Below are 19,552 nucleotides of genomic sequence, written 5' to 3' on the forward strand. Positions count from 1 at the left end.
CTCCCCGTTGCGGGAAGAGATTGAGGTTGGGGGTCGTGCGGGAGGCGCCACCGAGCCTCGTCCGGCAGCGCCCACCCTTGGTTCCTCCCCGCAAGGGGAGGGGGAAAACTCAAACCTCGACGCCCTGTCGCGAAGGCACCTTGCGGGTCTCGACCGCCATGCCCTGCGTGCGGGCGTTCTGGACCGCGATGTTCTGGCGCTTGACGCCCGGCCGGTCGCGCAGCGTCAGCACGATCGCGCCGATCATCGCGACGAGGAGCACGAGGCCCGCGATCTGGAAGAAGTAGGCGTATTCCGTGTAGAGCACGCGGCCGAGCGCGGCGGTGTTGGTGAAGCTCTCGCCCATCGCGGCGTTGCCGAGCGGCGCCTGCACGAGGCCGGGGTCGATCGTCCACGAGCCGACCACGAGGACGAGCTCGATCAGGAAGATCGCGCCGATCAGCGCGCCCACGGGCAGGTATTGCTGGAAGCCCTGGCGCAGCTCGGCGAAATCGACGTCGAGCATCATCACGACGAACAGGAACAGCACCGCGACCGCGCCGACATAGACGACGACCAGGATCATCGCGAGGAACTCGGCGCCCATCAGCACGAACAGGCCCGCCGCGTTGACGAAGGCCAGGATCAGGAACAGCACCGAGGCGACGGGATTGCGGGAGGCGATCACCATGAAGCCCGAGGCGATGGCGACGCTCGCGAACAGGTAGAAGAAGGCGGCGGCTGCAGTCATCGGAGTGTCGGAGTCAGCCGCGTGGCGCGGCCCCTTCTGCCTCGTGAACGATCAGGTCGCGCGGGCGGCCCGTCTATAGGCCCCGCTGCCGTATGGCACAACAGCGCGGGTTCCGGTTTGCCTCAGCGGTAGGGCGCGTCGAGGGCGATGTTGCGCGCGATCTCGCGCTCCCAGCGGTCGCCGTTCAGGAGGAGCTTCTCCTTGTCGTAGAGAAGCTCCTCGCGGGTCTCGACCGAGAACTCGAAATTCGGCCCCTCGACGATGGCATCCACCGGGCAGGCCTCCTGGCACATGCCGCAATAGATGCACTTCACCATGTCGATGTCGTAGCGGGTCGTCCGGCGCGTGCCGTCGTTCCGGCGAGGGCCCGCCTCGATGGTGATGGCCTGGGCCGGGCAGATCGCCTCGCAGAGCTTGCAGGCGATGCAGCGCTCCTCGCCGTTGGGGTAGCGGCGCAGCGCGTGCTCGCCCCGGAAGCGGGGGCCGCGATGGCCCATCTCGAAGGGGTAGTTGATCGTGGCCTTGGGCTTGAAGAAGTATTTCATGGCGAGGGCGAACCCCGACACGAACTCCTTCAGGAGGAGGCCCTTGGCGACTTGATCGAGCTTCATGGCGCGATCTCCGATTGGGTGTGGCTCAGGCCCCCGGCGCGAGGCCGGTGAGCTTGAGGACGAAGGCGACGACGACGACCGAGATCAGCGAGAGGGGCAGGAAGACCTTCCAGCCGAGCCGCATGAGCTGGTCGTAGCGGTAGCGGGGCACCATGGCCTTCACCATGGCGATCATGAAGAACAGGAAGCTCGCCTTGATCGCGAACCAGATCACGCCCGGCACCCAGGTGAAGGGCGCAAACGGGATCGGCGAGAGCCAGCCGCCGAGGAACAGCACGGTGCCGAGCGCGCACATGGTCATGATGGCCACGTACTCGCCGAGCATGAAGAGCAGGTAGGGCGTGGAGGAATACTCCACCATGTAGCCGGCCACGAGCTCGGATTCGGCCTCAGGCAGGTCGAAGGGGGGGCGGTTCGTCTCGGCGAGGGCCGAGATGAAGAACACCACGAACATCGGGAACAGCCAGAGCCAGTACCAGCCGAAGAGCCCGAGCGCGGTGTCCTGCGCCAGCACGATCCGCGAGAGGTTGAGCGAGCCGGCACAGAGCAGCACGCAGATGATCACGAAGCCGAGGGAGACCTCGTAGGAGATCATCTGCGCGGCCGAGCGGAGCGCGCCGAGGAAGGCGTATTTCGAGTTCGAGGCCCAGCCGCCCATGATGACGCCGTAGACGCCCAGCGACGAGATCGCGAAGATGTAGGTGATCCCGACGTTGATGTCGGCGATGGCCCAGCCGTCGGCCAGCGGGATCACCGCCCAGGAGGCGAGCGCCAGAGTCGCGAAGACGAGGGGCGCCAGGAGGAAGATGGCCTTGTTGGCGCCCGCCGGGATGACGGGCTCCTTGAGAACGAACTTCAGCAGGTCGGCGAAGGATTGCAGCAGGCCCCAGGGCCCGACCACGTTCGGGCCGCGGCGCAGCTGCACCGCCGCCCAGATCTTCCGGTCGGCGAGCAGCGCGTAGGCGATGAAGACGAGCAGGGCCGCGAGCAGCACGAAGCTCTTCAGCGCGATCAGGAGGACGGTGCCGAGCACTTCCCAGAAGGTCATCGCAGGCGGCCTTATTCCGCGGCCTCGAGCGCGCGCCCGCGGGCGAGGCTCGAGCACTCGGCGAGCACCCGCGAGGCGCGGGCGATCGGGTTGGTGAGGTAGAAGTCGAGGATCGGCGAGCGGAACGGCTCGCGCGCGGGCGTGCCGCCGAGGCCGGCCAGGGTCTCGAGCGCCGCGGCCGCGTCGGCGGGCTCGACCGCGTCGACCGCCGCGAGATGCGGGTGGTCGGCGTAGAGCGCGCGGCGGAGCGCGGTGAGCGAATCGTACGGCAGGCGCTTGCCCAGCACGTCGGAGAGCGCGCGCAGGATCGCCCAATCCTCGCGGGCATCGCCCGGCGGGAAGGACGAGCGGTTCGCCCATTGCACGCGGCCTTCGAGGTTCACGTAGGTCGCGTTCTTCTCGGTATAGGCCCCGCCCGGAAGGATCACGTCGGCGCGGGAGGCGCCGCGGTCGCCATGGGTGCCCTGGTAGATCACGAAGGCGCCCGGCCCGATCTCGACCTCGTCGGCGCCGAGATTGAAGACCACGTCGAGGGCGCCCGGCGCGATCATACCGGCGAGATCGAGGCCCCCCTCCCCCGGCACGAAGCCGAGATCGAGCGCGCCGACGCGGGCGGCCGCCGTGTGCAGCACGCCGAAGCCGTTCCAGCCCGGGCTCACCGCGCCGACATCCCTGGCGAGAGCAGCGGCGGCGGCGAGGATCGCGCCGCCGTCCGGGCGCGCGAGCGCGCCCATGCCGACGAGGACGATGGGCTTGGCGGCCGCCTTCAGCGTCTCTGCGAAGCTGTGGCGGCCCGCGGCGAGATCGGCCAGCGTCTCGGGCCCGGCGCCGAGATGGATGTGGGGATAGGTGAGGTCCGCCGGCTCGCCGATCATGCCGACCGGCAGGGGACCCATGCGCCAGCGCTTGCGGATGCGGACGTTGAGCAGGGACGCCTCGAGGCGCGGGTTGGCGCCGACGAGCAGGATCGCGTCCGCCTCCTCGATACCGGGGATCGTCGGCCCGAACGTGTAGGCGGCCCGGCCCCAGGCCGGATCGAGGGCCTCGCCGGCCTGCCGGCAATCGAGGTTCGCGACGCCGAGGGACGTCATCAGGCCCTTCAGCGCATAGGTCTCCTCGACGGCCGCGAGATCGCCGACGAGCGCGCCGACGCGCTTCGGGTCCGCGCCCTTCATCCGGGCCGCGATGGCGCCGAAGGCCTCGTTCCAGGTGGCCGGGCGGAGCCGGCCGTTCTCGCGCAGGTACGGACGGTCGAGGCGCTGCAGGCGCAGGCCGTCGACGGAGTGGCGGGTCTTGTCCGAGATCCACTCCTCGTTGATCGCCTCGTTGACGCGCGGCTCGATCTGCATGACCTCGCGGCCGCGGGAATCGACGCGGATCGCCGAGCCCACCGCGTCCATCACGTCGACCGAGTCGGTCTTCGTCAGCTCCCAGGGGCGGACGTTGTAGCTCTGCGGCTTGTGCACGAGCGCGCCCACCGGGCAGAGGTCGGCGACGTTCCCCTGCAGCTCCGAATGCATCGCCTGCTCGAGGTAGCTCGTGATCTCCATGTCCTCGCCGCGGCCGATCGCGCCGAGATCCGGCACGCCGGCCACCTCCGCGAGGAAGCGCACGCAGCGGGTGCAGTGGATGCAGCGGTTCATGGCGGTCCGCACCAGCGGGCCGATGTACTTCTCCTCGACGGCGCGCTTGTTCTCGCCGTAGCGGGTCGAGTCGACGCCGTAGGCCATCGCCTGGTCCTGCAGGTCGCAATGGCCGCCCTGGTCGCAGATCGGGCAATCGAGCGGGTGGTTGATGAGGAGGAACTCCATCACCCCCTCGCGGGCCTTCTTGGTCTGCCCGGAGCGCGTCAGCACCTCCGGCGGCTCGCCGTTGGGGCCGGGCCGGCAATCCTTGACCGCGTAGGCGCAGGAGGCGACGGGCTTCGGCGCGCCCTTCAGCTCCACGAGGCACATGCGGCAATTGCCGGCGATCGACAGGCGCTCGTGGAAGCAGAAGCGCGGGATCTCCGCACCCGCGACCTCGCAGGCCTGGAGCAGGGTGTACTCGGCCGGGACATCGACCTCGGTGCCGTCGACGACGATCTTGGTCATACGTGCTTCTCGGTCTCGAACTGCATCGCGGCGGGCGGGCTCACTCCGCCGCCATGGGCACGGGGTCGGAATGCGGGTTGGCGCTGTAGCGGTCGATCCGCTTCTCGATCTCGGGGCGGTAGTGGCGGATCAGGCCCTGGATCGGCCAGGCCGCCGCGTCACCCAGCGCGCAGATCGTGTGCCCCTCGATCTGCTTCGTGACGTCGAACAGCATGTCGATCTCGCGCTTCTGCGCGCGGCCTTCGGCCATGCGCAGCATCACGCGCCACATCCAGCCCGTGCCCTCGCGGCAGGGCGTGCACTGGCCGCAGCTCTCGTGCTTGTAGAAGTAGGCGATGCGCGCGATCGCCTGGACGATGTCGGTGGATTTGTCGAGGACGATCACCGCCGCGGTGCCGAGGCCCGAGCCGAGGTTGCGCAAGGTGTCGAAGTCCATCTTGGCGTCGATGATCTGCTCGGCCGGCACCAGCGGCACCGAGGAGCCGCCGGGGATCGAGCAGAGCAGGTTGTCCCAGCCGCCGCGCATGCCGCCACAATGCTTGTCGATCAGCTCGCGGAAGGTGATCCCGAGCTCCTCCTCGACGTTGCAGGGCTTGTTCACGTGGCCGGAGACGCAGAACAGCTTGGTGCCGGTGTTGTTCTTGCCGCCGAGCCCCGCGAACCACGCGCCGCCGCGGCGCAGGATGGTGCCGGCCACCGCGATCGACTCGACGTTGTTGACCGTCGTCGGGCAGCCGTAGAGGCCCATATTGGCCGGGAACGGGGGCTTCAGGCGCGGCATGCCCTTCTTGCCCTCGAGGCTCTCGATGAGGGCCGTCTCCTCGCCGCAGATGTAGGCGCCCGCGCCGTGGTGGACGTAGATGTCGAAGGGGAAGCCGTGCACGTTGTCCTGGCCGACGAGCCGGGCCTCGTAGGCCTCGTCGACGGCACGCTGCAGGGCGTGCTTCTCCGCGACGTACTCGCCGCGGATGTAGACGTAGCAGGCATGCGCGTTCATCGCGAAGGAGGCGAGCATGCAGCCCTCGATCAGGAGATGCGGGTCGTGCCGCATGATCTCCCGGTCCTTGCAGGTGCCCGGCTCCGACTCGTCGGCGTTGACGACGAGGTAGTGCGGGCGCCCGTCGGACTTCTTGGGCATGAAGGACCATTTGAGGCCCGTCGGGAAGCCGGCGCCGCCGCGGCCGCGCAGCCCCGAGGTCTTCATCTCCTCGATGATCCAGTCGCGGCCCATCTCCAGCAGGAACTTGGTGCCGTCCCAAGCGCCGCGCTGCTTGGCAGCCTCCAGGCCCGGCGAGTGCAGGCCGTAGAGGTTGGTGAAGATGCGATCCTGATCGGAGAGCATGTCGACGTTCCCCTGCCCTAGCGGCTCAGCGACTTGGTCAGCGCCCTGGCCTGCCCCACCCAATCCTCGCGGTCGATCCGACCGGGGAAGGCGAGGTAGGTGCCGACCCAGGCGATTTCGTCCCGGGTCCAGGCGGCGATCTGGTCGAAATGGTAGATGCCGAGCGCGTGGAGGCGGCGCTCGTTGCCCGGGCCGATCCCCTTGATGCGCGTCAACGCGTCGGGCTGGCCGGCCCGCGCAGCGTCGAGGCCCGTGGGCCGCGTGCCGACGGCGTCCGCCTTCTGCTCGGGGCTCGCGTCCTTCGGCAGTTCGGCGAGCTTGGCCTCGATGCGGCTCTCCTCCGCCTCGGCCGCGATCTCGCCCTCGCTCGCGCCGGAAGCGGCGGGCTGGGGCGGGGGCTCGTCCCGCTTCAGGGCTGATTGCGCGCCGGCCTCGGCCGCCGCCGGCTCATCCGCCGCGACGCGCTCGGAGGGCTCGTCGCGGACCGTCGGGCGCGCCTCGCCGTGCTGGGCCGTCGATCGGCCGCCGTCGGCCGCATCGGCCCGGTCCTCGGGCTTCACGGGCGTCTCGCCCTCGGCGACACGCTGGGCCGGCGCGTCGGTGACGGGGCGCTCGACGGCGCGGCCGGCATCTGGCCGGGCCGGCTTCGGGTCGCTGGCGGCGCGCTGCTCGCTCGACGCGGCCTCGTCGTTGGCCGCCTCACCCTCGCCGCCGTTCTCGAAGCGCTTGCGCCACGCGCCGATGCGGGATCCGTCGAAGAGGCTCGGGTCCTGCAGCGTGTTCACCGCGCCCTGCGGCTCGGACGAGGTGCGGCCGGTCTGCGAGCCGACCTTCACGGGGCGTCCGGCCGCGAGGTCGTCCATCAGCCTGCCGAGGGATTCCGGCGTCAGGTCCTCGAAGTAATCGTGGTTGATCTGCGCCATCGGCGCGTTGCAGCAGGCGCCGAGGCACTCGACCTCGAGCCAGGAGAAGGTGCCGTCCGGGCTCACGTGGCCGGGGGGGCCGAGGCGCTCGTGCAGCATCGCCTTCAACTCGCGCGAGCCGCAGGAATCGCAGGGCACCGTGCCGCAGACCTGGATCCAGTAGCGGCCCACCGGCTCCAGCGCGAACATCGTGTAGAAGGTCGCGACCTCGAGCACGCGGATATGCGGCATGCCGAGCTGGTCCGCGACCGCCTCGATCGCGGCTCGGGGCAGCCAGCCGCCGTTCTGCTCCTGCGCCTTCCAGAGGAGCGGGATCACGGCGGAGGCCTGCCGGCCCTCCGGGTACTTCGCGATCTGCCCCTGCGCCCACTCGGCATTGTCAGGGGTGAACGCGAAGCTCTCGGGCTGCTCGGCGGCGGGGGCGAGTCTGCGGTTTGCCATGTCTCAAGAAGCCTTCAGCGGTCCACTTCGCCGAACACGATGTCGAGCGTGCCGAGCACGCAGGAGACGTCGGCCAGCATGTGGCCGCGGCACATCCAGTCCATCGCCTGCAAGTGGGCGAAGCCCGGCGCGCGGATCTTGCAGCGGTAGGGCTTGTTGGTGCCGTCCGAGACCAGGTAGACGCCGAACTCGCCCTTCGGCGCCTCGACGGCCGCGTAGACCTCGCCCTCGGGCACGTGGAAGCCTTCCGTGTAGAGCTTGAAGTGGTGGATGAGCGCCTCCATCGAGCGCTTCATCTCGCGCCGCGGCGGCGGCGCCACCTTGCCGTCGAGCGCCGCGATCGGGCCCTGGCCCGCCGGCTCGCGCAGCTTGGCGATGCACTGCTTCATGATGCGCACGGATTCGCGCATCTCCTCCATGCGGATCACCTGGCGATCGTAGGTGTCGCCGTTCTTCCCCACGGGGATGTCGAACTCCATCTCCTCGTAGGCCTCGTAGGGCTGCGACTTGCGCAGGTCCCACGGGATGCCGGAGCCGCGCACCATCACGCCGGAGAAGCCCCATTCCATCGCCTCGTCGACCGACACGATGCCGATGTCGACGTTGCGCTGCTTGAAGATGCGGTTCGCCATGACGAGGTTGTCGAGGTCGTCCACGACCTGCGGGAAGGTCTCGCAGAAGGCCTCGATGTCGTCGATGAGCTTCGGCGGCAGATCCTGGTGCACGCCGCCCGGCCGGAAGTAATTGGCGTGGAGCCGGGCGCCGGAGGCCCGCTCGTAGAAGATCATCAGCTTCTCGCGCTCCTCGAAGCCCCAGAGCGGGGGCGTCAGCGCGCCGACATCCATCGCCTGCGTCGTGACGTTGAGGAGGTGGGAGAGAAGCCGCCCGATCTCGCAGAACAGCGTCCGGATGAGCTTCGCCCGCCGCGGCACCTCGAGACCGAGGAGCTTCTCGATGGCGAGGCAGAAGGCGTGCTCCTGGTTCATCGGCGCGACGTAGTCGAGCCGGTCGAAATAGGGTGTCGCCTGCAGGTAGGTCTTGTACTCGATCAGCTTCTCGGTGCCCCGGTGGAGGAGCCCGATATGCGGGTCGACGCGCTCGACGATCTCGCCGTCGAGTTCCAGCACGAGGCGCAGCACCCCGTGCGCGGCCGGGTGCTGCGGCCCGAAGTTGATCGCGAAGTTGCGGATGTTGTGCTCGGTCATCCGGATCTCCTCAGACCGACTTCTTCTCGTCGCCCGGAAGCACGTAATCCGTGCCCTCCCACGGCGACAGGAAGTCGAAGTTGCGGAATTCCTGCGTGAGCTTGACGGGCTCGTAGACGACGCGCGCCTCGTCCTGATCGTAGCGGACCTCGACGAAGCCGGTCAGCGGGAAGTCCTTGCGCAAGGGGTGCCCTTCGAAGCCGTAATCGGTCAGCAGGCGGCGCAGGTCCGGGTGGCCCGAGAACAGGATGCCGTAGAGGTCGTAGGTTTCGCGCTCGTACCAGTTGGCGGCCGGGAAGACCTCGATGACGGAGGGGACCGGCGTCGTCTCGTCGGTCTGGACCTTCACGCGGATGCGGCTGTTATGCCGGAGCGAGAGCAGGTGATAGACGACGTCGAAGCGCTTCTCGCGGGCCGGGTAATCGGCGCCGCAGATGTCGATGAAGCAGCGGAAGGCGCAGGCCGGGTCGTCGCGCAGATAGGTCAGCGCGTAGACGATGTCGCTCGCCTGCACGATCAGGGTCAGTTCGCCGAAGGCGATGCGACGCTCGACGATCGCGGGGCCGAGTGCGGCCGCGACGCGGTCGCTCAGCGCCTGGAGCGCGGCGTCACCGCTCTCCGGCTGGGTGTGGGGAAGGATCGAGATTCCGTTCGTCATCGCGCCCGTGCCTCAGCGCTCGATCGTGCCGGTGCGGCGGATCTTCCGCTGCAGCAGCAGGACGCCGTAGAGGAGCGCCTCCGCGGTCGGCGGACAGCCGGGCACGTAGATGTCGACCGGCACGACGCGGTCGCAGCCGCGGACCACCGAGTAGGAATAGTGATAGTAGCCGCCACCATTGGCGCAGGAGCCCATCGAGATGACGTAGCGGGGCTCCGGCATCTGGTCGTAGACCTTGCGGAGCGCGGGCGCCATCTTGTTGGTCAGGGTGCCGGCCACGATCATCACGTCGGACTGGCGCGGCGAGCCGCGGGGCGCGAAGCCGAAGCGCTCGCAATCGTAGCGCGGCATCGACATCTGCATCATCTCGACGGCGCAGCAGGCGAGCCCGAAGGTCATCCACATCAGCGAGCCGGTGCGGGCCCAGTTGATCAGCTCGTCCGCCGAGGTGACGAGGAAGCCGCGGTCGGCGAGCTCGCTGTTGATCGACAGGAAGGTCGGATCGTTCGCGCCGATCGGCCGGCCCGTGGCGGGGTCGATGATGCCCTTCGGCTGCGGCGCGATCGTGGGAGCGCGGGAGAAGTCGGTGGTGAGGGCCATGAATGCCTCGGAAGGGATGCGGCTCGGGTGCGGTCTGCGGTCGGTCTCAGTCCCACTCGAGGGCGCCCTTGCGCCACTCGTAGACGAAGCCGACCGTCAGCACACCGAGGAAGACCATCATCGACCAGAACCCGTACCAGCCGAGTTCCCCGAAGGTGATGGCCCACGGGAACAGGAAGGCCACCTCGAGGTCGAAGATGATGAACAGGATGGCCACGAGGTAGAAGCGCACGTCGAACTTCATGCGCGCGTCGTCGAAGGCGTTGAAGCCGCACTCGTAGGCCGAGAGCTTTTCCGGGTCCGGGCTGTTGTAGGCCACGAGGAATGGCGCCACGAGCAGCGCCACCGCGATGAACAGCGACACGCCGATGAAAACGATGAGCGGAAGATAATCCGCCAACAGGCCGGTCATGCGAGGCCTCTCGTGCTCGTGTGGGACCGCGGGGCGCCCCTCATGCCGGCATGTGGAATTCCTCCAATGCCAGAGAGCGCACGGCGCGAGGCTTAGACGAGCGGTCCGGGTGAAACAAGAGCGTTGCGCGTCGCACAACGCCCTGCTTCCGAGAGATGGTATACCAGGAAACGCGGCGCGAGACGGCAGATCGGCGCAGGGGCCGAGCAGCGCGGGCGACGGGTTTCGGCCGCCGGATCCTCCGCCTCCCGCGGCCGTCCCGCGATTCTGATGACGGCTGCTTGACAGCCCCCGGCCGCGCACCTAAACCCCGGCCGTCGCCGCTTGAGGCGGCCACGCCACGCGGGCGTAGCTCAGTTGGTTAGAGTGCCGGCCTGTCACGCCGGAGGTCGCGGGTTCGAGCCCCGTCGCCCGCGCCACGTTTCTCAAATCCCTTCATCGCCAGCACGCTTCCTGCCTCAGGGCGGGCAAATTCGCGTGCGCTGCCGGACACGCCGCCCGCACGGGCGGTGCCGAACGACGTCCGGATTCAGGGCCGTGCCCGAATCGGCCGGATCAGGGCCGATGCGGAGCAGTGAGCACCCGCGCGGGGTCTCCGTCCCGTGGCGGACGGTCCGTCTCCGTCGCGCCCGATCGATCGCCCGCCGCCCTCAATTCGTCCGGCGGGACAGGGAGATCGCGTAGGCCGGAGAGCGGATCGCGAACATCGGATCGTTCGCCGGCCCGGCGATGCCGTCGGGCAGATCCGCGACCGGATCGAAGGTCGCCGCATCGCAGGTCGCATCCGGCTCCAGCGCGGTGATCGCCACGGTCCCGAGCTTCACCGACTTCCGGCTCTCCTCGGGCCACATCGCGGTCGGGTCATTGGTCGGGTCGTTCGACTCCGCCAGCACCGCGACGAGGTCGAAGCTCGCCGGCCCCTTCGACAGGCGCTCCTTCAACTCGTCGGCGTAGAAGCTGTCGGGCTTCGCCTTGAGCTCGTCCTCGCTCAGGCCGAGCTGGCCGGCCGCCGCGACCCATTTCAGCTTCGCGACCGTCGCGTCGCCCTTCGCGTTGGTCAGCGTGTAGGCATGCACGCCCCAGTAATCGACGCCCGCGAAGCTCGCGGGAACGGGCCGGGCGTTGAGCCAGGCCGCCTGCCGCGTCGTCTCCGGATTGGCGGCCCCGAAGGCCTTGATCTTCTCGGCGTCCGGCTTCCCATCGGGTCCGGGCGCGCGCACCGTCGCGAAGTCGAGGAGTTGCTGCGGCGTTCTCGTCGAGAAGACGGGCGCCGAGATGATCACGAACACGAGATCGCCGGATGGATCGGCGAGGCGCATCGCGAATCCGCGGGTGACCGGCTTGGCCTTGTCGGACACCTTGGGGTTGCTGCCGCCCATCGAGAACCGCGCCGTCACCGGGACCGTCCTGGCGAAGTGCGGCGCCTTCGAGAGGGTTTGTGCCTCGGCGGCCGGCGTGAAGCTGCCCTTGACGCAGACACCCTTGGCCCCGCTCGCCCGCACCTTGGGCTGGTTGCCGCCAGCCGCCACCAGGGCGTTCACGATCGCACCGGGATCCGCCTCCTCCGCCGGAGCCTCCCCGGCCAGGGAGCACCCGACGAGGATCGTCGCGCCGAGAAGGAGGGACCGCAGCATGGAAGAAACCCCGAATTGGCCTCGAAACCGGCCCGCTTCGAGCCGGACGCACGGCGCAGCCGAATCGTAGAACGGTTTTAGATTGCGCGCGATCTTTCACGCAAGCCTCACGGGGACAGAAAATGTGGAGCGGCTCCGCCCGGGGACGGCGCGCGGCCCTTTTACCTGCGCGAGAGGCTTCCCGAGGCTGAGCGCCCGAAGCGACGGCCGGCGCTCCCGGGCAGGCCGGCCGCCGTGCTTCCCCGGCAACAGGTGGCAGGCGGAGGGCCGCGGGCGGCCCACACGCCCAGCTTTCGCCGCATCGGGCCCGAAAGGCGGGGCGCAGCTTCACACGAGCCTCCGCCGAGCCGATGCCCCTCCCCTCTCTCGTCCGCTCCCGCACGGCGATCGTCGCCGCCGTCCTCCTGTCGCTCGCCGGCTGCGGCTCACCCGCGATCCTGCCCGGAGCGGACGCGCCGACGAGCCTCGTGATCCTCGACGAGCAGGCGGCGGCTGCCGCGATCTCCCGCTACCGGGCCCAGCACGGGCTCGGCCCGGTCACCGTCGATGCGGGCCTCGTGACGGCGGCCTCCTATCAGGCCTCCGCGAATGCGCGGGCCGGCCGCCTCAGCCACGATCTCGGCGGTACCTTCACCTCGCGCATGTCCCAGGCCGGCCTCGGACGCGCCCACGCCGCGGAGAACCTGTCCGCCGGTTCCGAGACGTTCGACGAGGTCTTCGCGCGCTGGAAGGCTTCGCCCGAGCACAATCGCAACATGCTGATCCCGCAGATCAAGCGCATCGGCGTCGCCCGCGCCGACGCGCCGACGACCCGGTATCGCCGCTACTGGGCGCTCGTGATGGGCGGCTGATCCGTCAGGCGGGTCGGGACGGCGAGGCGCCGGACCGGCCCGTGCGCCCCTCGCCCGCCAGCGCCGCGGCGGCGCGCCGAAGCGTCGCGCGGGTGGAGGCCGGATCCCCCTCGCTGAGCGCAGCCGCCTCCAGCGCTCGAAGCACGCGCATCGTCAGGACTGGAGGCCGCGCCGAACGCGGGGCGACGTGCTCCGTCAGCAGCGCGATGACCTGCTCCAGCCGCCGGTTGCGCGCTATCAGCGCCTCGATCGAGTCGTTGTCGTTCACACGGACCGCCCGCTCCGAGACCGCGCGTACCGGTCCGGCTGATTCAATCGGAGGTTTTATGAATAGGGCGCGCGCCTCTGCCCCGGGATGCGCGGAAACTGCGTAGTGCCCTCCCTGCCCTCCCGCACCGGTGATCGTCTTGGTCGAGACGCCCCGCGTCGGAGCGAGGGGCGGAACGCCCGGCATGAGCGCGGCCGCAGGAGGCCGCAGCCGAGCCTGTGGCTCGGCCCACCATCGCTCCGGCGCGCGCTTCGATCGTCCTCCTCGCCTCCGGCAGCGTGCTGCCTCGATCGGCGCGAGGAACATTCCAGATGAAGTCCTGTTGAACTTCACCCCGAGCGTTCGCTCTCCACTGTCGCTCGAGACGGGAATACTGTTCCGTTGAATGCCCTGAACGCTGAGGCCGAGGTTCTTCCGCTGGAGGAGCGGCCGCTGCAGGTGCTGCTGATCGCCGGATCGGCCCGGAGGCTCGATGGCTGCCCGGGGCTCGACGGGAAGGCGCGCGCGCTCATGCACCGGATGCTCGGCCGCCTTCCCGCCGGCTGGCAGATCGACCATGTCGACATCGGCAACGAGCACGGCAAGCCGAAAATCCAGGGTTGCAACGGCTGCGTCGGCACCTCGATGGCGCTCTGCGTCTGGCCCTGCAACTGCTACGGACCGGACAGCGACCACCAGCCCGACCTGATGTGGAACGAGAAGCTCTACCAGCGCCTCGCGCGGGCCGATGCGTGGGCGATCATCGGCCCCGTCTGGTGGTACGGGCCGAGCACCAACCTGAAGGCGATGTTCGACCGCCTCGTCTGCATGAGCGGGGGCAACCCCCGCCCCGATCTCATCGACAAGAAGAGCACCCTGAAGGCGCAGGCGCTGGAGACCTCGCCGCTCTGGAAGGAGTTGACGAAGAACCACCTCGAAGGCCGCACCGCTGCGTTCTTCTGCTACGGCAACGAAGGCGGAAACGAGCTCGACGACGACCGCCGCCCGCGCGTCCTGCGGCACAAGGCCTGGTTCGACCCGGATCAGGAGCCCTATCGGGGCGACGAGCGGAACGCCTACCAGGGCCTCGTCTGGCAGTGCCGCTACAGCGGCATCGAGGTGCCCGATCGGCTGTGGCGCCACGCATCGATCGGGCTGGGCCGCCCGTATGCGGACGACCAGGCAGACGATATGGTACAGGAAGCCGGGGCCATGGCCTGCTTCGACGCGTGGGTGGAGGCCTTCGTCGCTCACGTCGCGGGCAAGGGGCCTGTGTCCGGCACCACCGAGGCTGAGCGCGGAGCACAGCCGACCACCGAGTAGCCGGCCCCTCATGGTGACCAACTCCGCCGATGGCAGCACCCCGCCCTCCTTCCTGGACGGGGGCGGCGAGGCCGCGCGCCTGATCCGCGCACGCGACTGGTCGGATCATCCGCTCGGCAGCCCGGAGTGCTGGTCCGGCGAGCTGAAGGTGGCGCTAAGCCTCGTGCTCAACTCGCCCGAGAGCATGATCCTCGCCTGGGGGCCGGAGCTGCACTTCTTCTTCAACGACACCTACATTCCGCTTCTCGGCCCGCGTGCCGCCTGGGCTACGGGAGAACGGTTCGACGTGGTCTGGGCCGAGGCCTGGGACCAGGCCGAGCCGATCATCCTCGATGCGTTCGCCGGGCGGAGCCGGCGCTTCGAGGATCTGCCGTGGAAGCTCGGCACGGATCGCGGCGCGGCCGACACGTGGTGGAGCTTCTCCTACTCGCGCGTGCTCGACGCGCAGGGCGCGGTGGCGGGCCTGTTCATCGTCACGAACGAGACCACGGCGCGCGTGCTCGGCGACAAGGCGCGGCGCGAGAGCGAGGAGCAGCTGCGCCTCGTGATCGAGAGCGCCAAGGACCACGCGATCTTCACCACGGATCCGGGCGGCACCATCACGAGCTGGTCGGCGGGAGCGGAGGCGATCCTCGGCTGGCGGGCGGACGAGGCCGTGGGCCGGGCGGGATCCATCATCTTCACGCCCGAGGACCGGGCCGACGGGGCCGACCGGCGCGAGCTCGCGACCGCCGCGGCCAAGGGATACGCCAACGACGAGCGCTGGCACCTGACGAAGGCGGGTCAGCGCGTCTTCATGAACGGCTCGACCCATCCCCTGCCTCCGGATGCCCAGGGGCGGCAGCGCGGCTTCATCAAGATCGCCCGCGACGAGACCGAGCGATTCCAGACCCAGCGGGCCCTGCGCGCGCTGACCGAGACGCTCGAGCGGCGGGTCGACGAGGCCCTGCGCCAGCGCAAGCTCTGGGCCGATGTGTTCGAGACCACCGACGCCCTCGTCGGAGCGCTCGACCACGAGTTCCGGGTGCTCGCCGTGAACCGCGCCTACGCCGTCGAGTTCGAGAGCATCTACGGCGTGCGGCCGCATATCGGCGACGACCTGCTCGCCTTGCTGGCTCCCTGGCCGGAGCATCAGGCCGCCGCTCGGCGAACCTGGAGCCGCGCACTGTCGGGAGAGGAATTCACCCTCGTCGAGGCCTTCGGCAATCAGGATCGGCGCCGGACCTGCTACGAATTGCGGTTCACGACCCTGCGGGACACCGAGGGGCGGCAGATCGGCGCCTTCCAGTACGCCCAGGACGTGACCGAGCGCCTCCGCAACGAGGAGCAGCTCGCCCGAACCGAGGCGGCCCTGCGCCAAGCCCAGAAGATGGAGGCGGTGGGCCAGCTCACCGGCGGGCTGGCGCACGACTTCAACAATCTGCTGGCCGGCATCTCCGGCTCGCTGGAGCTGATGCAGACCCGGATCAGCCAGGGAAGGCTGACGGACATCGACCGCTACATCAACGCCGCCCAGGGCGCGTCGCGGCGGGCCGCCGCGCTGACCCATCGGCTGCTCGCCTTCTCCCGCCGCCAGACCCTCGACCCGAAACCCACCGACGTGAACGCCCTCGTCGGGGGCATGGAGGAGCTGATCCGGCGCACCGTCGGGCCGGCCGTCGCCATCGAGGTGGTGGGGGCCGCCGGGCTCTGGGCGGCCCTGGTCGACCCGAACCAACTGGAGAACGCCCTCCTCAACCTCTGCATCAACGCCCGCGACGCCATGCCGGAGGGCGGACGCATCACCATCGAGACCGCCAACAAGTGGCTCGACGAACGGGCCGCGCGCGAGCGCGACCTCGCCCCCGGGCAGTATCTGTCGCTCTGCGTGACCGACACCGGCACCGGCATGACGCCCGACGTGATCGCCCGCGCCTTCGACCCGTTCTTCACCACGAAGCCGATCGGCGCCGGCACGGGGCTCGGGCTGAGCATGATCTACGGGTTCGCCCGCCAGTCCGGCGGGCAGGTGCGCATCTACTCGGAGGTCGGCGAGGGCACGACCATGTGCCTCTACCTGCCGCGCCATTACGGCGAGGCGGAAGGGGCGGACGCCGTGCCGGACCTTGCCGGCGCGCCCCGCGCCGAGCAGGGCGAGACGGTGCTGATCGTCGACGACGAGCCGACCGTGAGGATGCTGGTCACGGAGGTGCTGGAGGATCTCGGCTACACGGCCATCGAGGCGGCCGACGCCGTCGCCGGCCTGAGGGTCCTGCAATCGGACGTGCGCATCGATCTGCTGGTCACCGATGTCGGCCTGCCCGGCGGCATGAACGGGCGGCAGATGGCCGATGCCGGCCGCGTCAGCCGGCCCGATCTGAAGGTCCTGTTCATCACGGGCTACGCGGAGAACGCCGTCGTGGGCAACGGCCATCTCGAGCCCGGCATGGCGGTGCTGACCAAGCCCTTCGTGATGGAGGCGCTCGCCTCCCGCATCAAGGACCTGATCGCCCGGACCCCGTGATCGCGGCCGAGGATGGCAGGCTCGCGGGTGTCCGGTCGCTGCGGGTTCAGGCCGCGCGCTCGATCGGCAGACGGGCCCGTGCGAGGCGCGAATTCCGGTAGCGCTCGTCGAGCGTGACCTCGCGGGCGACCCAGGGCGGCAGGATCACGGGCTGGGCTTCGTAGGTCAGTTCGACCTCGGCCAGGATCAGGCCCGACAGGGAGCCCTCGAACACGTCGACGTCCCACCCCAGACCGGCATGCTCGATGCGGTAGCGGACCTTGCTCAGGCAGGCATCGGGTCTGAGCCCCAGGAACATCGCCTCGCCGGTCTCGGTCGGGACCTCCTGCTCCACCTCCTCGCGGCTGGCACCGCGCCGCCGGCCCTTCCACGTGAAGAACGTCCGGCCCCCCGCCCGGCGCACGCGGACGGTGTTCTCGGAATCCGTGTGGAGATATCCCTGAAGGATGTTCAGCCCGAACCGGCAATGCTCCAGCACGGCCGGGGTGGCGAGGAACCTGCGCTCGATCTCAAGGGCCATCCGGGAGCCAGACGCTGTTGCGGGACGGTCTTCGTTACGCACCGGACGACGCGGGCACTCCAGGGCGCGCCGCGCGTTGTCCACACCTCGTGCCGAGACGGGGAGCCTTCGGCCTCCTAACCAAGGTGAATGCATCGCCATTGGTTGCAGTCGAGGGATGCCGAAACACGATGCGCACCGCCGAGGAGGCCGAACTGAAGAAGAAGCGCCGCTCCCCGCGCTCCCAGGTTGCCGCCCTGCCGTTCCGGCTCGGGGCGAAGGGTAAGCCCGAGATTCTCCTGGTCACGTCGCGGGAGACGAAGCGCTGGGTGATCCCGAAGGGCTGGCCGATGGCGGGCCGCAAGGACCATCGGGCGGCGGAGCGCGAGGCGTACGAGGAGGCGGGCCTGAAGGGGCAGATTGCCAAGAAGGCGGTCGGCCAGTACCGCTACGACAAGAGGCTCGGCGACGGCAGCACGGTGGCTTGCGCGGTCACGGTCTACCCGTTGCAGGTGTCCGACGAGCGGAGGCGCTGGCCGGAGAAGAAGCAGCGGCGGCGGCGCTGGTACGCGCCGGCCGAGGCGGCCGGCCTCGTCAACGAGACCGATCTGCAGGAGCTTCTGCTGAGCTTCGGCACGAGCGTGGGCAGGGGCTGAGGCCGGACCGCGGATCCGTCAGGCGTCGAGCAGCGGCAGGCGCGCGCCCTCGATCCGCGGCAGCAGGTGCATCACCGAGCGGGCGTACTCGTATCGCGCGACCGCGACGCCCTCCGTCCAGCCCGGCAGCGGCAGGGCCATCGTCTCGGTCACGTCGAGGCCCCGCTCGAAGCCCGACGCGATCCGCCCGTCGATCATGTCGAGCCAGGCGAGCGTCTGGTCGATGCCGCGCCGCCCGGCCTCGGTGGGCCCGTGACCCGGGACGAGGCGGCCGTGGCCGACCCCGGCGAGCGTGTCGAGCGCGGCTCGCCAGCGCGGCAGGTCGGCGTCGGGCGTCGTCGGCGCGCGGTCGAGGAAGACGAGGTCGCCGGCAAACAGCAGCCCGGACCGTTCCTCGAACAGGCAGAGATCCTCGGCCGTGTGGCCCGCGAGGCGCAGGAGGCGGAAGCGGCGCTCGCCCACCTCCTCGACGCCCTCGCGGGCCTCCCGGGCGGGAGCGGGCACGCCGGTGCCGCGCATCCAGTCGCCCGCGACGCGGTACATGCCGCTGGCGAGGTCGTTGCCGAAGCGCTTCAGATCCGACTGGAGCCACGCCCCCGCCCAGACGGTCTCGGGCGCAAAGGCGGATGCACCGAGGCTGTGGTCGGCGTGGAGATGCGTGAGGAAGACGCGGGCCACGGGCTTGCCCGTGAGGCTGCGCGCCAGCGCTTCGAGCGCCTCGCCGTAGCGGTGCGAGGGGCCGGCATCGATCAGCACGGCGCCCTCGCGCGTGTCGAGGATCGAGACATTGGCGATCGCCCCGCCGTTCTGCGCCGTGATCGGCTCCGCGGCGCCGTAGATCGTCCAGGCGCCCTCCGCCACGGGAACGGGCTCGAGGGCGTAGCGCCGGGGCGCGGCGCGGCTCGCGGCCGGCAGGATCGCCGCGGCGGCGCCGAGCCCGAGCGCGAGGCAGCGCCGCCGGGTCGCCCCGGCCGGGAGGAGGTCGGCGGCTCGCATCACGGGCTCTCCGGCTGGCCCCCCGCCCGTGCGGCGGGACTAGGGGCGGGAATCGGCAGGCGGGCCCGGAAGTCGCTGCCCGCGCTGTTGCGCGCGGCGAGGATCAGCGCATCGCTCCCGGTCCGGTCGAGGATCAGCGTCAGGGTCGGGTTGTCGGCCACCGCCTCGGACAGGCTCACCTCGGCGAGGAGGCGCCCCGACGCGTCCGAGACCCGCAGGGTCTCGACGATGAACAGCGGCACGTTCGCGATCATGCCGTTGTCCATGGGGTGGGTCATGCGCAGGCGCAGGCGCACGCCCTCCTCCTCGCGCCACGCCCGAGCGCGCAGGGCCCCGAGGTTCTTCCAGTCGACCGCCTTCTCGATCACCGGCGGCACCGAGCAGCCGCCGCCCGCGGCATCGAGGTAGCGCCCGCCGACGTGCCAGAGATCTCCGCAGCGGGCGGCGGCGCGGATCGGCGTGCCCTGCTCGATCTTCATGCGCAGGCCGACGAAGGGCTGGGCCGCGCCGGGCCGGAGCCTCAGGGTCAGCGGGAACGGGTTGAGGTCGGCGATGACGAGGAGTTCGTCGACGGCGCCGAGCGGGCGGGCGTCGACGGTGACGGGCACCTGGGTCTGATCCTCGGTGACGGGGGGCAGCATGACCGCGACGCGATCGTCGAACAGGGCCGGGCGGCCGCCGAGATGGCGCTCGGTCAGCGAGGGCCAGAGCGGCGAGTCGAGGGGGTCGCGGATGGTGCTGGCGTTCGGGACGAGGGGGGATGCGGGCATGCGGGCGCGC

19 protein-coding genes and 1 tRNA gene are annotated in these 19,552 nt (G+C 70.0%); 5 read left to right on the top strand and 15 right to left on the bottom strand.

The window, feature by feature from the left end; genetic code table 11:
- Positions 1 to 109: 109 nt before the first annotated feature.
- From J2X36_RS16040 to J2X36_RS16085, 10 genes are all read right to left on the bottom strand, one after another.
- Positions 110 to 730, bottom strand: a complete 621-nt coding sequence (locus tag J2X36_RS16040) for an NADH-quinone oxidoreductase subunit J (RefSeq protein WP_132253634.1) — start codon at positions 728 to 730, stop codon at positions 110 to 112.
- A gap of 122 nt (positions 731 to 852) precedes the next feature.
- Positions 853 to 1,341, bottom strand: coding sequence for an NADH-quinone oxidoreductase subunit NuoI (nuoI, locus tag J2X36_RS16045; RefSeq protein WP_132253636.1), 489 nt, complete (start codon positions 1,339 to 1,341; stop codon positions 853 to 855).
- A gap of 25 nt (positions 1,342 to 1,366) precedes the next feature.
- Positions 1,367 to 2,389, bottom strand: coding sequence for an NADH-quinone oxidoreductase subunit NuoH (nuoH, locus tag J2X36_RS16050; RefSeq protein ID WP_310351458.1), 1,023 nt, complete (start codon positions 2,387 to 2,389; stop codon positions 1,367 to 1,369).
- An 11-nt stretch (positions 2,390 to 2,400) separates the two neighbouring features.
- The gene (gene nuoG, locus J2X36_RS16055; protein ID WP_310351461.1) at positions 2,401 to 4,482 is read right to left on the bottom strand and encodes an NADH-quinone oxidoreductase subunit NuoG; all 2,082 of its coding nucleotides are present in this window, start codon (positions 4,480 to 4,482) and stop codon (positions 2,401 to 2,403) included.
- A gap of 40 nt (positions 4,483 to 4,522) precedes the next feature.
- A complete protein-coding gene (gene nuoF, locus J2X36_RS16060) occupies positions 4,523 to 5,824 on the bottom strand; it encodes an NADH-quinone oxidoreductase subunit NuoF (RefSeq protein ID WP_132250430.1) in 1,302 nt (433 codons plus the stop codon).
- A gap of 17 nt (positions 5,825 to 5,841) precedes the next feature.
- A complete protein-coding gene (gene nuoE, locus J2X36_RS16065) occupies positions 5,842 to 7,188 on the bottom strand; it encodes an NADH-quinone oxidoreductase subunit NuoE (protein ID WP_310351465.1) in 1,347 nt (448 codons plus the stop codon).
- 14 nt (positions 7,189 to 7,202) lie between these two features.
- On the bottom strand, positions 7,203 to 8,393 hold the full coding sequence (locus J2X36_RS16070; protein ID WP_132250434.1) for an NADH-quinone oxidoreductase subunit D: 1,191 nt from the start codon (positions 8,391 to 8,393) through the stop codon (positions 7,203 to 7,205).
- 10 nt (positions 8,394 to 8,403) lie between these two features.
- Positions 8,404 to 9,051: an NADH-quinone oxidoreductase subunit C gene (locus tag J2X36_RS16075; RefSeq protein ID WP_310351468.1), complete on the bottom strand. Its 648-nt coding sequence runs from the start codon at positions 9,049 to 9,051 to the stop codon at positions 8,404 to 8,406.
- Between the two features lie 12 nt (positions 9,052 to 9,063).
- Positions 9,064 to 9,651, bottom strand: a complete 588-nt coding sequence (locus J2X36_RS16080) for an NADH-quinone oxidoreductase subunit B family protein (protein ID WP_132250438.1) — start codon at positions 9,649 to 9,651, stop codon at positions 9,064 to 9,066.
- A 46-nt stretch (positions 9,652 to 9,697) separates the two neighbouring features.
- On the bottom strand, positions 9,698 to 10,063 hold the full coding sequence (locus J2X36_RS16085; protein WP_109890497.1) for an NADH-quinone oxidoreductase subunit A: 366 nt from the start codon (positions 10,061 to 10,063) through the stop codon (positions 9,698 to 9,700).
- Between the two features lie 342 nt (positions 10,064 to 10,405).
- Here J2X36_RS16085 and J2X36_RS16090 point away from each other — a divergent pair.
- Positions 10,406 to 10,482: transfer RNA gene (locus J2X36_RS16090), tRNA-Asp, on the top strand.
- 231 nt (positions 10,483 to 10,713) lie between these two features.
- Here J2X36_RS16090 and J2X36_RS16095 read toward each other — a convergent pair.
- The gene (locus J2X36_RS16095; protein ID WP_310351476.1) at positions 10,714 to 11,697 is read right to left on the bottom strand and encodes a catalase family peroxidase; all 984 of its coding nucleotides are present in this window, start codon (positions 11,695 to 11,697) and stop codon (positions 10,714 to 10,716) included.
- Between the two features lie 350 nt (positions 11,698 to 12,047).
- On the opposite strand from J2X36_RS16095, the gene J2X36_RS16100 reads away from it, so the two are divergent.
- Positions 12,048 to 12,548 carry a CAP domain-containing protein gene (locus tag J2X36_RS16100; protein WP_310351479.1) on the top strand — a complete coding sequence of 167 codons (501 nt, stop codon included), beginning with the start codon at positions 12,048 to 12,050 and terminating at the stop codon, positions 12,546 to 12,548.
- 4 nt (positions 12,549 to 12,552) lie between these two features.
- On the opposite strand, the gene J2X36_RS16105 is transcribed toward J2X36_RS16100, so the two are convergent.
- Positions 12,553 to 12,816: a hypothetical protein gene (locus J2X36_RS16105; protein WP_310351480.1), complete on the bottom strand. Its 264-nt coding sequence runs from the start codon at positions 12,814 to 12,816 to the stop codon at positions 12,553 to 12,555.
- A gap of 381 nt (positions 12,817 to 13,197) precedes the next feature.
- Here J2X36_RS16105 and J2X36_RS16110 point away from each other — a divergent pair, with 381 nt between their 5' ends.
- Both J2X36_RS16110 and J2X36_RS16115 read left to right on the top strand, forming a co-directional pair.
- Complete coding sequence (locus J2X36_RS16110; protein ID WP_310351484.1) at positions 13,198 to 14,118, top strand: NAD(P)H-dependent oxidoreductase; 921 nt, start codon at positions 13,198 to 13,200, stop codon at positions 14,116 to 14,118.
- A gap of 10 nt (positions 14,119 to 14,128) precedes the next feature.
- Positions 14,129 to 16,621: a PAS domain-containing protein gene (locus J2X36_RS16115; protein WP_310351486.1), complete on the top strand. Its 2,493-nt coding sequence runs from the start codon at positions 14,129 to 14,131 to the stop codon at positions 16,619 to 16,621.
- Positions 16,622 to 16,667: 46 nt separating this feature from the next.
- Here the strand turns inward: J2X36_RS16115 and J2X36_RS16120 are convergent, their stop codons facing one another.
- The gene (locus J2X36_RS16120) at positions 16,668 to 17,141 is read right to left on the bottom strand and encodes a CYTH domain-containing protein (protein WP_310351489.1); all 474 of its coding nucleotides are present in this window, start codon (positions 17,139 to 17,141) and stop codon (positions 16,668 to 16,670) included.
- Positions 17,142 to 17,311: 170 nt separating this feature from the next.
- On the opposite strand from J2X36_RS16120, the gene J2X36_RS16125 reads away from it, so the two are divergent.
- Complete coding sequence (locus J2X36_RS16125; protein WP_310351492.1) at positions 17,312 to 17,776, top strand: NUDIX hydrolase; 465 nt, start codon at positions 17,312 to 17,314, stop codon at positions 17,774 to 17,776.
- Positions 17,777 to 17,794: 18 nt separating this feature from the next.
- Here J2X36_RS16125 and J2X36_RS16130 read toward each other — a convergent pair whose 3' ends face one another.
- Positions 17,795 to 18,772, bottom strand: a complete 978-nt coding sequence (locus tag J2X36_RS16130; RefSeq protein WP_310351494.1) for a quinoprotein relay system zinc metallohydrolase 1 — start codon at positions 18,770 to 18,772, stop codon at positions 17,795 to 17,797.
- Positions 18,772 to 19,542, bottom strand: coding sequence for a quinoprotein dehydrogenase-associated SoxYZ-like carrier (locus J2X36_RS16135; protein WP_310351498.1), 771 nt, complete (start codon positions 19,540 to 19,542; stop codon positions 18,772 to 18,774). The genes J2X36_RS16130 and J2X36_RS16135 overlap by 1 nt, the downstream gene beginning before the upstream one ends.
- Positions 19,543 to 19,552 lie beyond the last annotated feature (10 nt).

This window comes from Methylobacterium sp. BE186 (assembly GCF_031457035.1).
GTDB classification, from domain to species: Bacteria; Pseudomonadota; Alphaproteobacteria; order Rhizobiales; family Beijerinckiaceae; genus Methylobacterium; species Methylobacterium segetis.

Excerpts from the sequence above, each read along its gene's own strand:
- J2X36_RS16040 (WP_132253634.1), bottom strand. The coding sequence starts at position 730 with ATGACTGCAGCCGCCGCCTTCTTCTACCTGTTCGCGAGCGTCGCCATC.
- nuoI (WP_132253636.1), bottom strand. The coding sequence starts at position 1,341 with ATGAAGCTCGATCAAGTCGCCAAGGGCCTCCTCCTGAAGGAGTTCGTG.
- nuoH (WP_310351458.1), bottom strand. The coding sequence starts at position 2,389 with ATGACCTTCTGGGAAGTGCTCGGCACCGTCCTCCTGATCGCGCTGAAG.
- nuoG (WP_310351461.1), bottom strand. The coding sequence starts at position 4,482 with ATGACCAAGATCGTCGTCGACGGCACCGAGGTCGATGTCCCGGCCGAG.
- nuoF (WP_132250430.1), bottom strand. The coding sequence starts at position 5,824 with ATGCTCTCCGATCAGGATCGCATCTTCACCAACCTCTACGGCCTGCAC.
- nuoE (WP_310351465.1), bottom strand. The coding sequence starts at position 7,188 with ATGGCAAACCGCAGACTCGCCCCCGCCGCCGAGCAGCCCGAGAGCTTC.
- J2X36_RS16070 (WP_132250434.1), bottom strand. The coding sequence starts at position 8,393 with ATGACCGAGCACAACATCCGCAACTTCGCGATCAACTTCGGGCCGCAG.
- J2X36_RS16075 (WP_310351468.1), bottom strand. The coding sequence starts at position 9,051 with ATGACGAACGGAATCTCGATCCTTCCCCACACCCAGCCGGAGAGCGGT.
- J2X36_RS16080 (WP_132250438.1), bottom strand. The coding sequence starts at position 9,651 with ATGGCCCTCACCACCGACTTCTCCCGCGCTCCCACGATCGCGCCGCAG.
- J2X36_RS16085 (WP_109890497.1), bottom strand. The coding sequence starts at position 10,063 with ATGACCGGCCTGTTGGCGGATTATCTTCCGCTCATCGTTTTCATCGGC.
- J2X36_RS16095 (WP_310351476.1), bottom strand. The coding sequence starts at position 11,697 with ATGCTGCGGTCCCTCCTTCTCGGCGCGACGATCCTCGTCGGGTGCTCC.
- J2X36_RS16100 (WP_310351479.1), top strand. The coding sequence starts at position 12,048 with ATGCCCCTCCCCTCTCTCGTCCGCTCCCGCACGGCGATCGTCGCCGCC.
- J2X36_RS16115 (WP_310351486.1), top strand. The coding sequence starts at position 14,129 with ATGGTGACCAACTCCGCCGATGGCAGCACCCCGCCCTCCTTCCTGGAC.
- J2X36_RS16120 (WP_310351489.1), bottom strand. The coding sequence starts at position 17,141 with ATGGCCCTTGAGATCGAGCGCAGGTTCCTCGCCACCCCGGCCGTGCTG.
- J2X36_RS16125 (WP_310351492.1), top strand. The coding sequence starts at position 17,312 with ATGCGCACCGCCGAGGAGGCCGAACTGAAGAAGAAGCGCCGCTCCCCG.
- J2X36_RS16130 (WP_310351494.1), bottom strand. The coding sequence starts at position 18,772 with ATGCGAGCCGCCGACCTCCTCCCGGCCGGGGCGACCCGGCGGCGCTGC.
- J2X36_RS16135 (WP_310351498.1), bottom strand. The coding sequence starts at position 19,542 with ATGCCCGCATCCCCCCTCGTCCCGAACGCCAGCACCATCCGCGACCCC.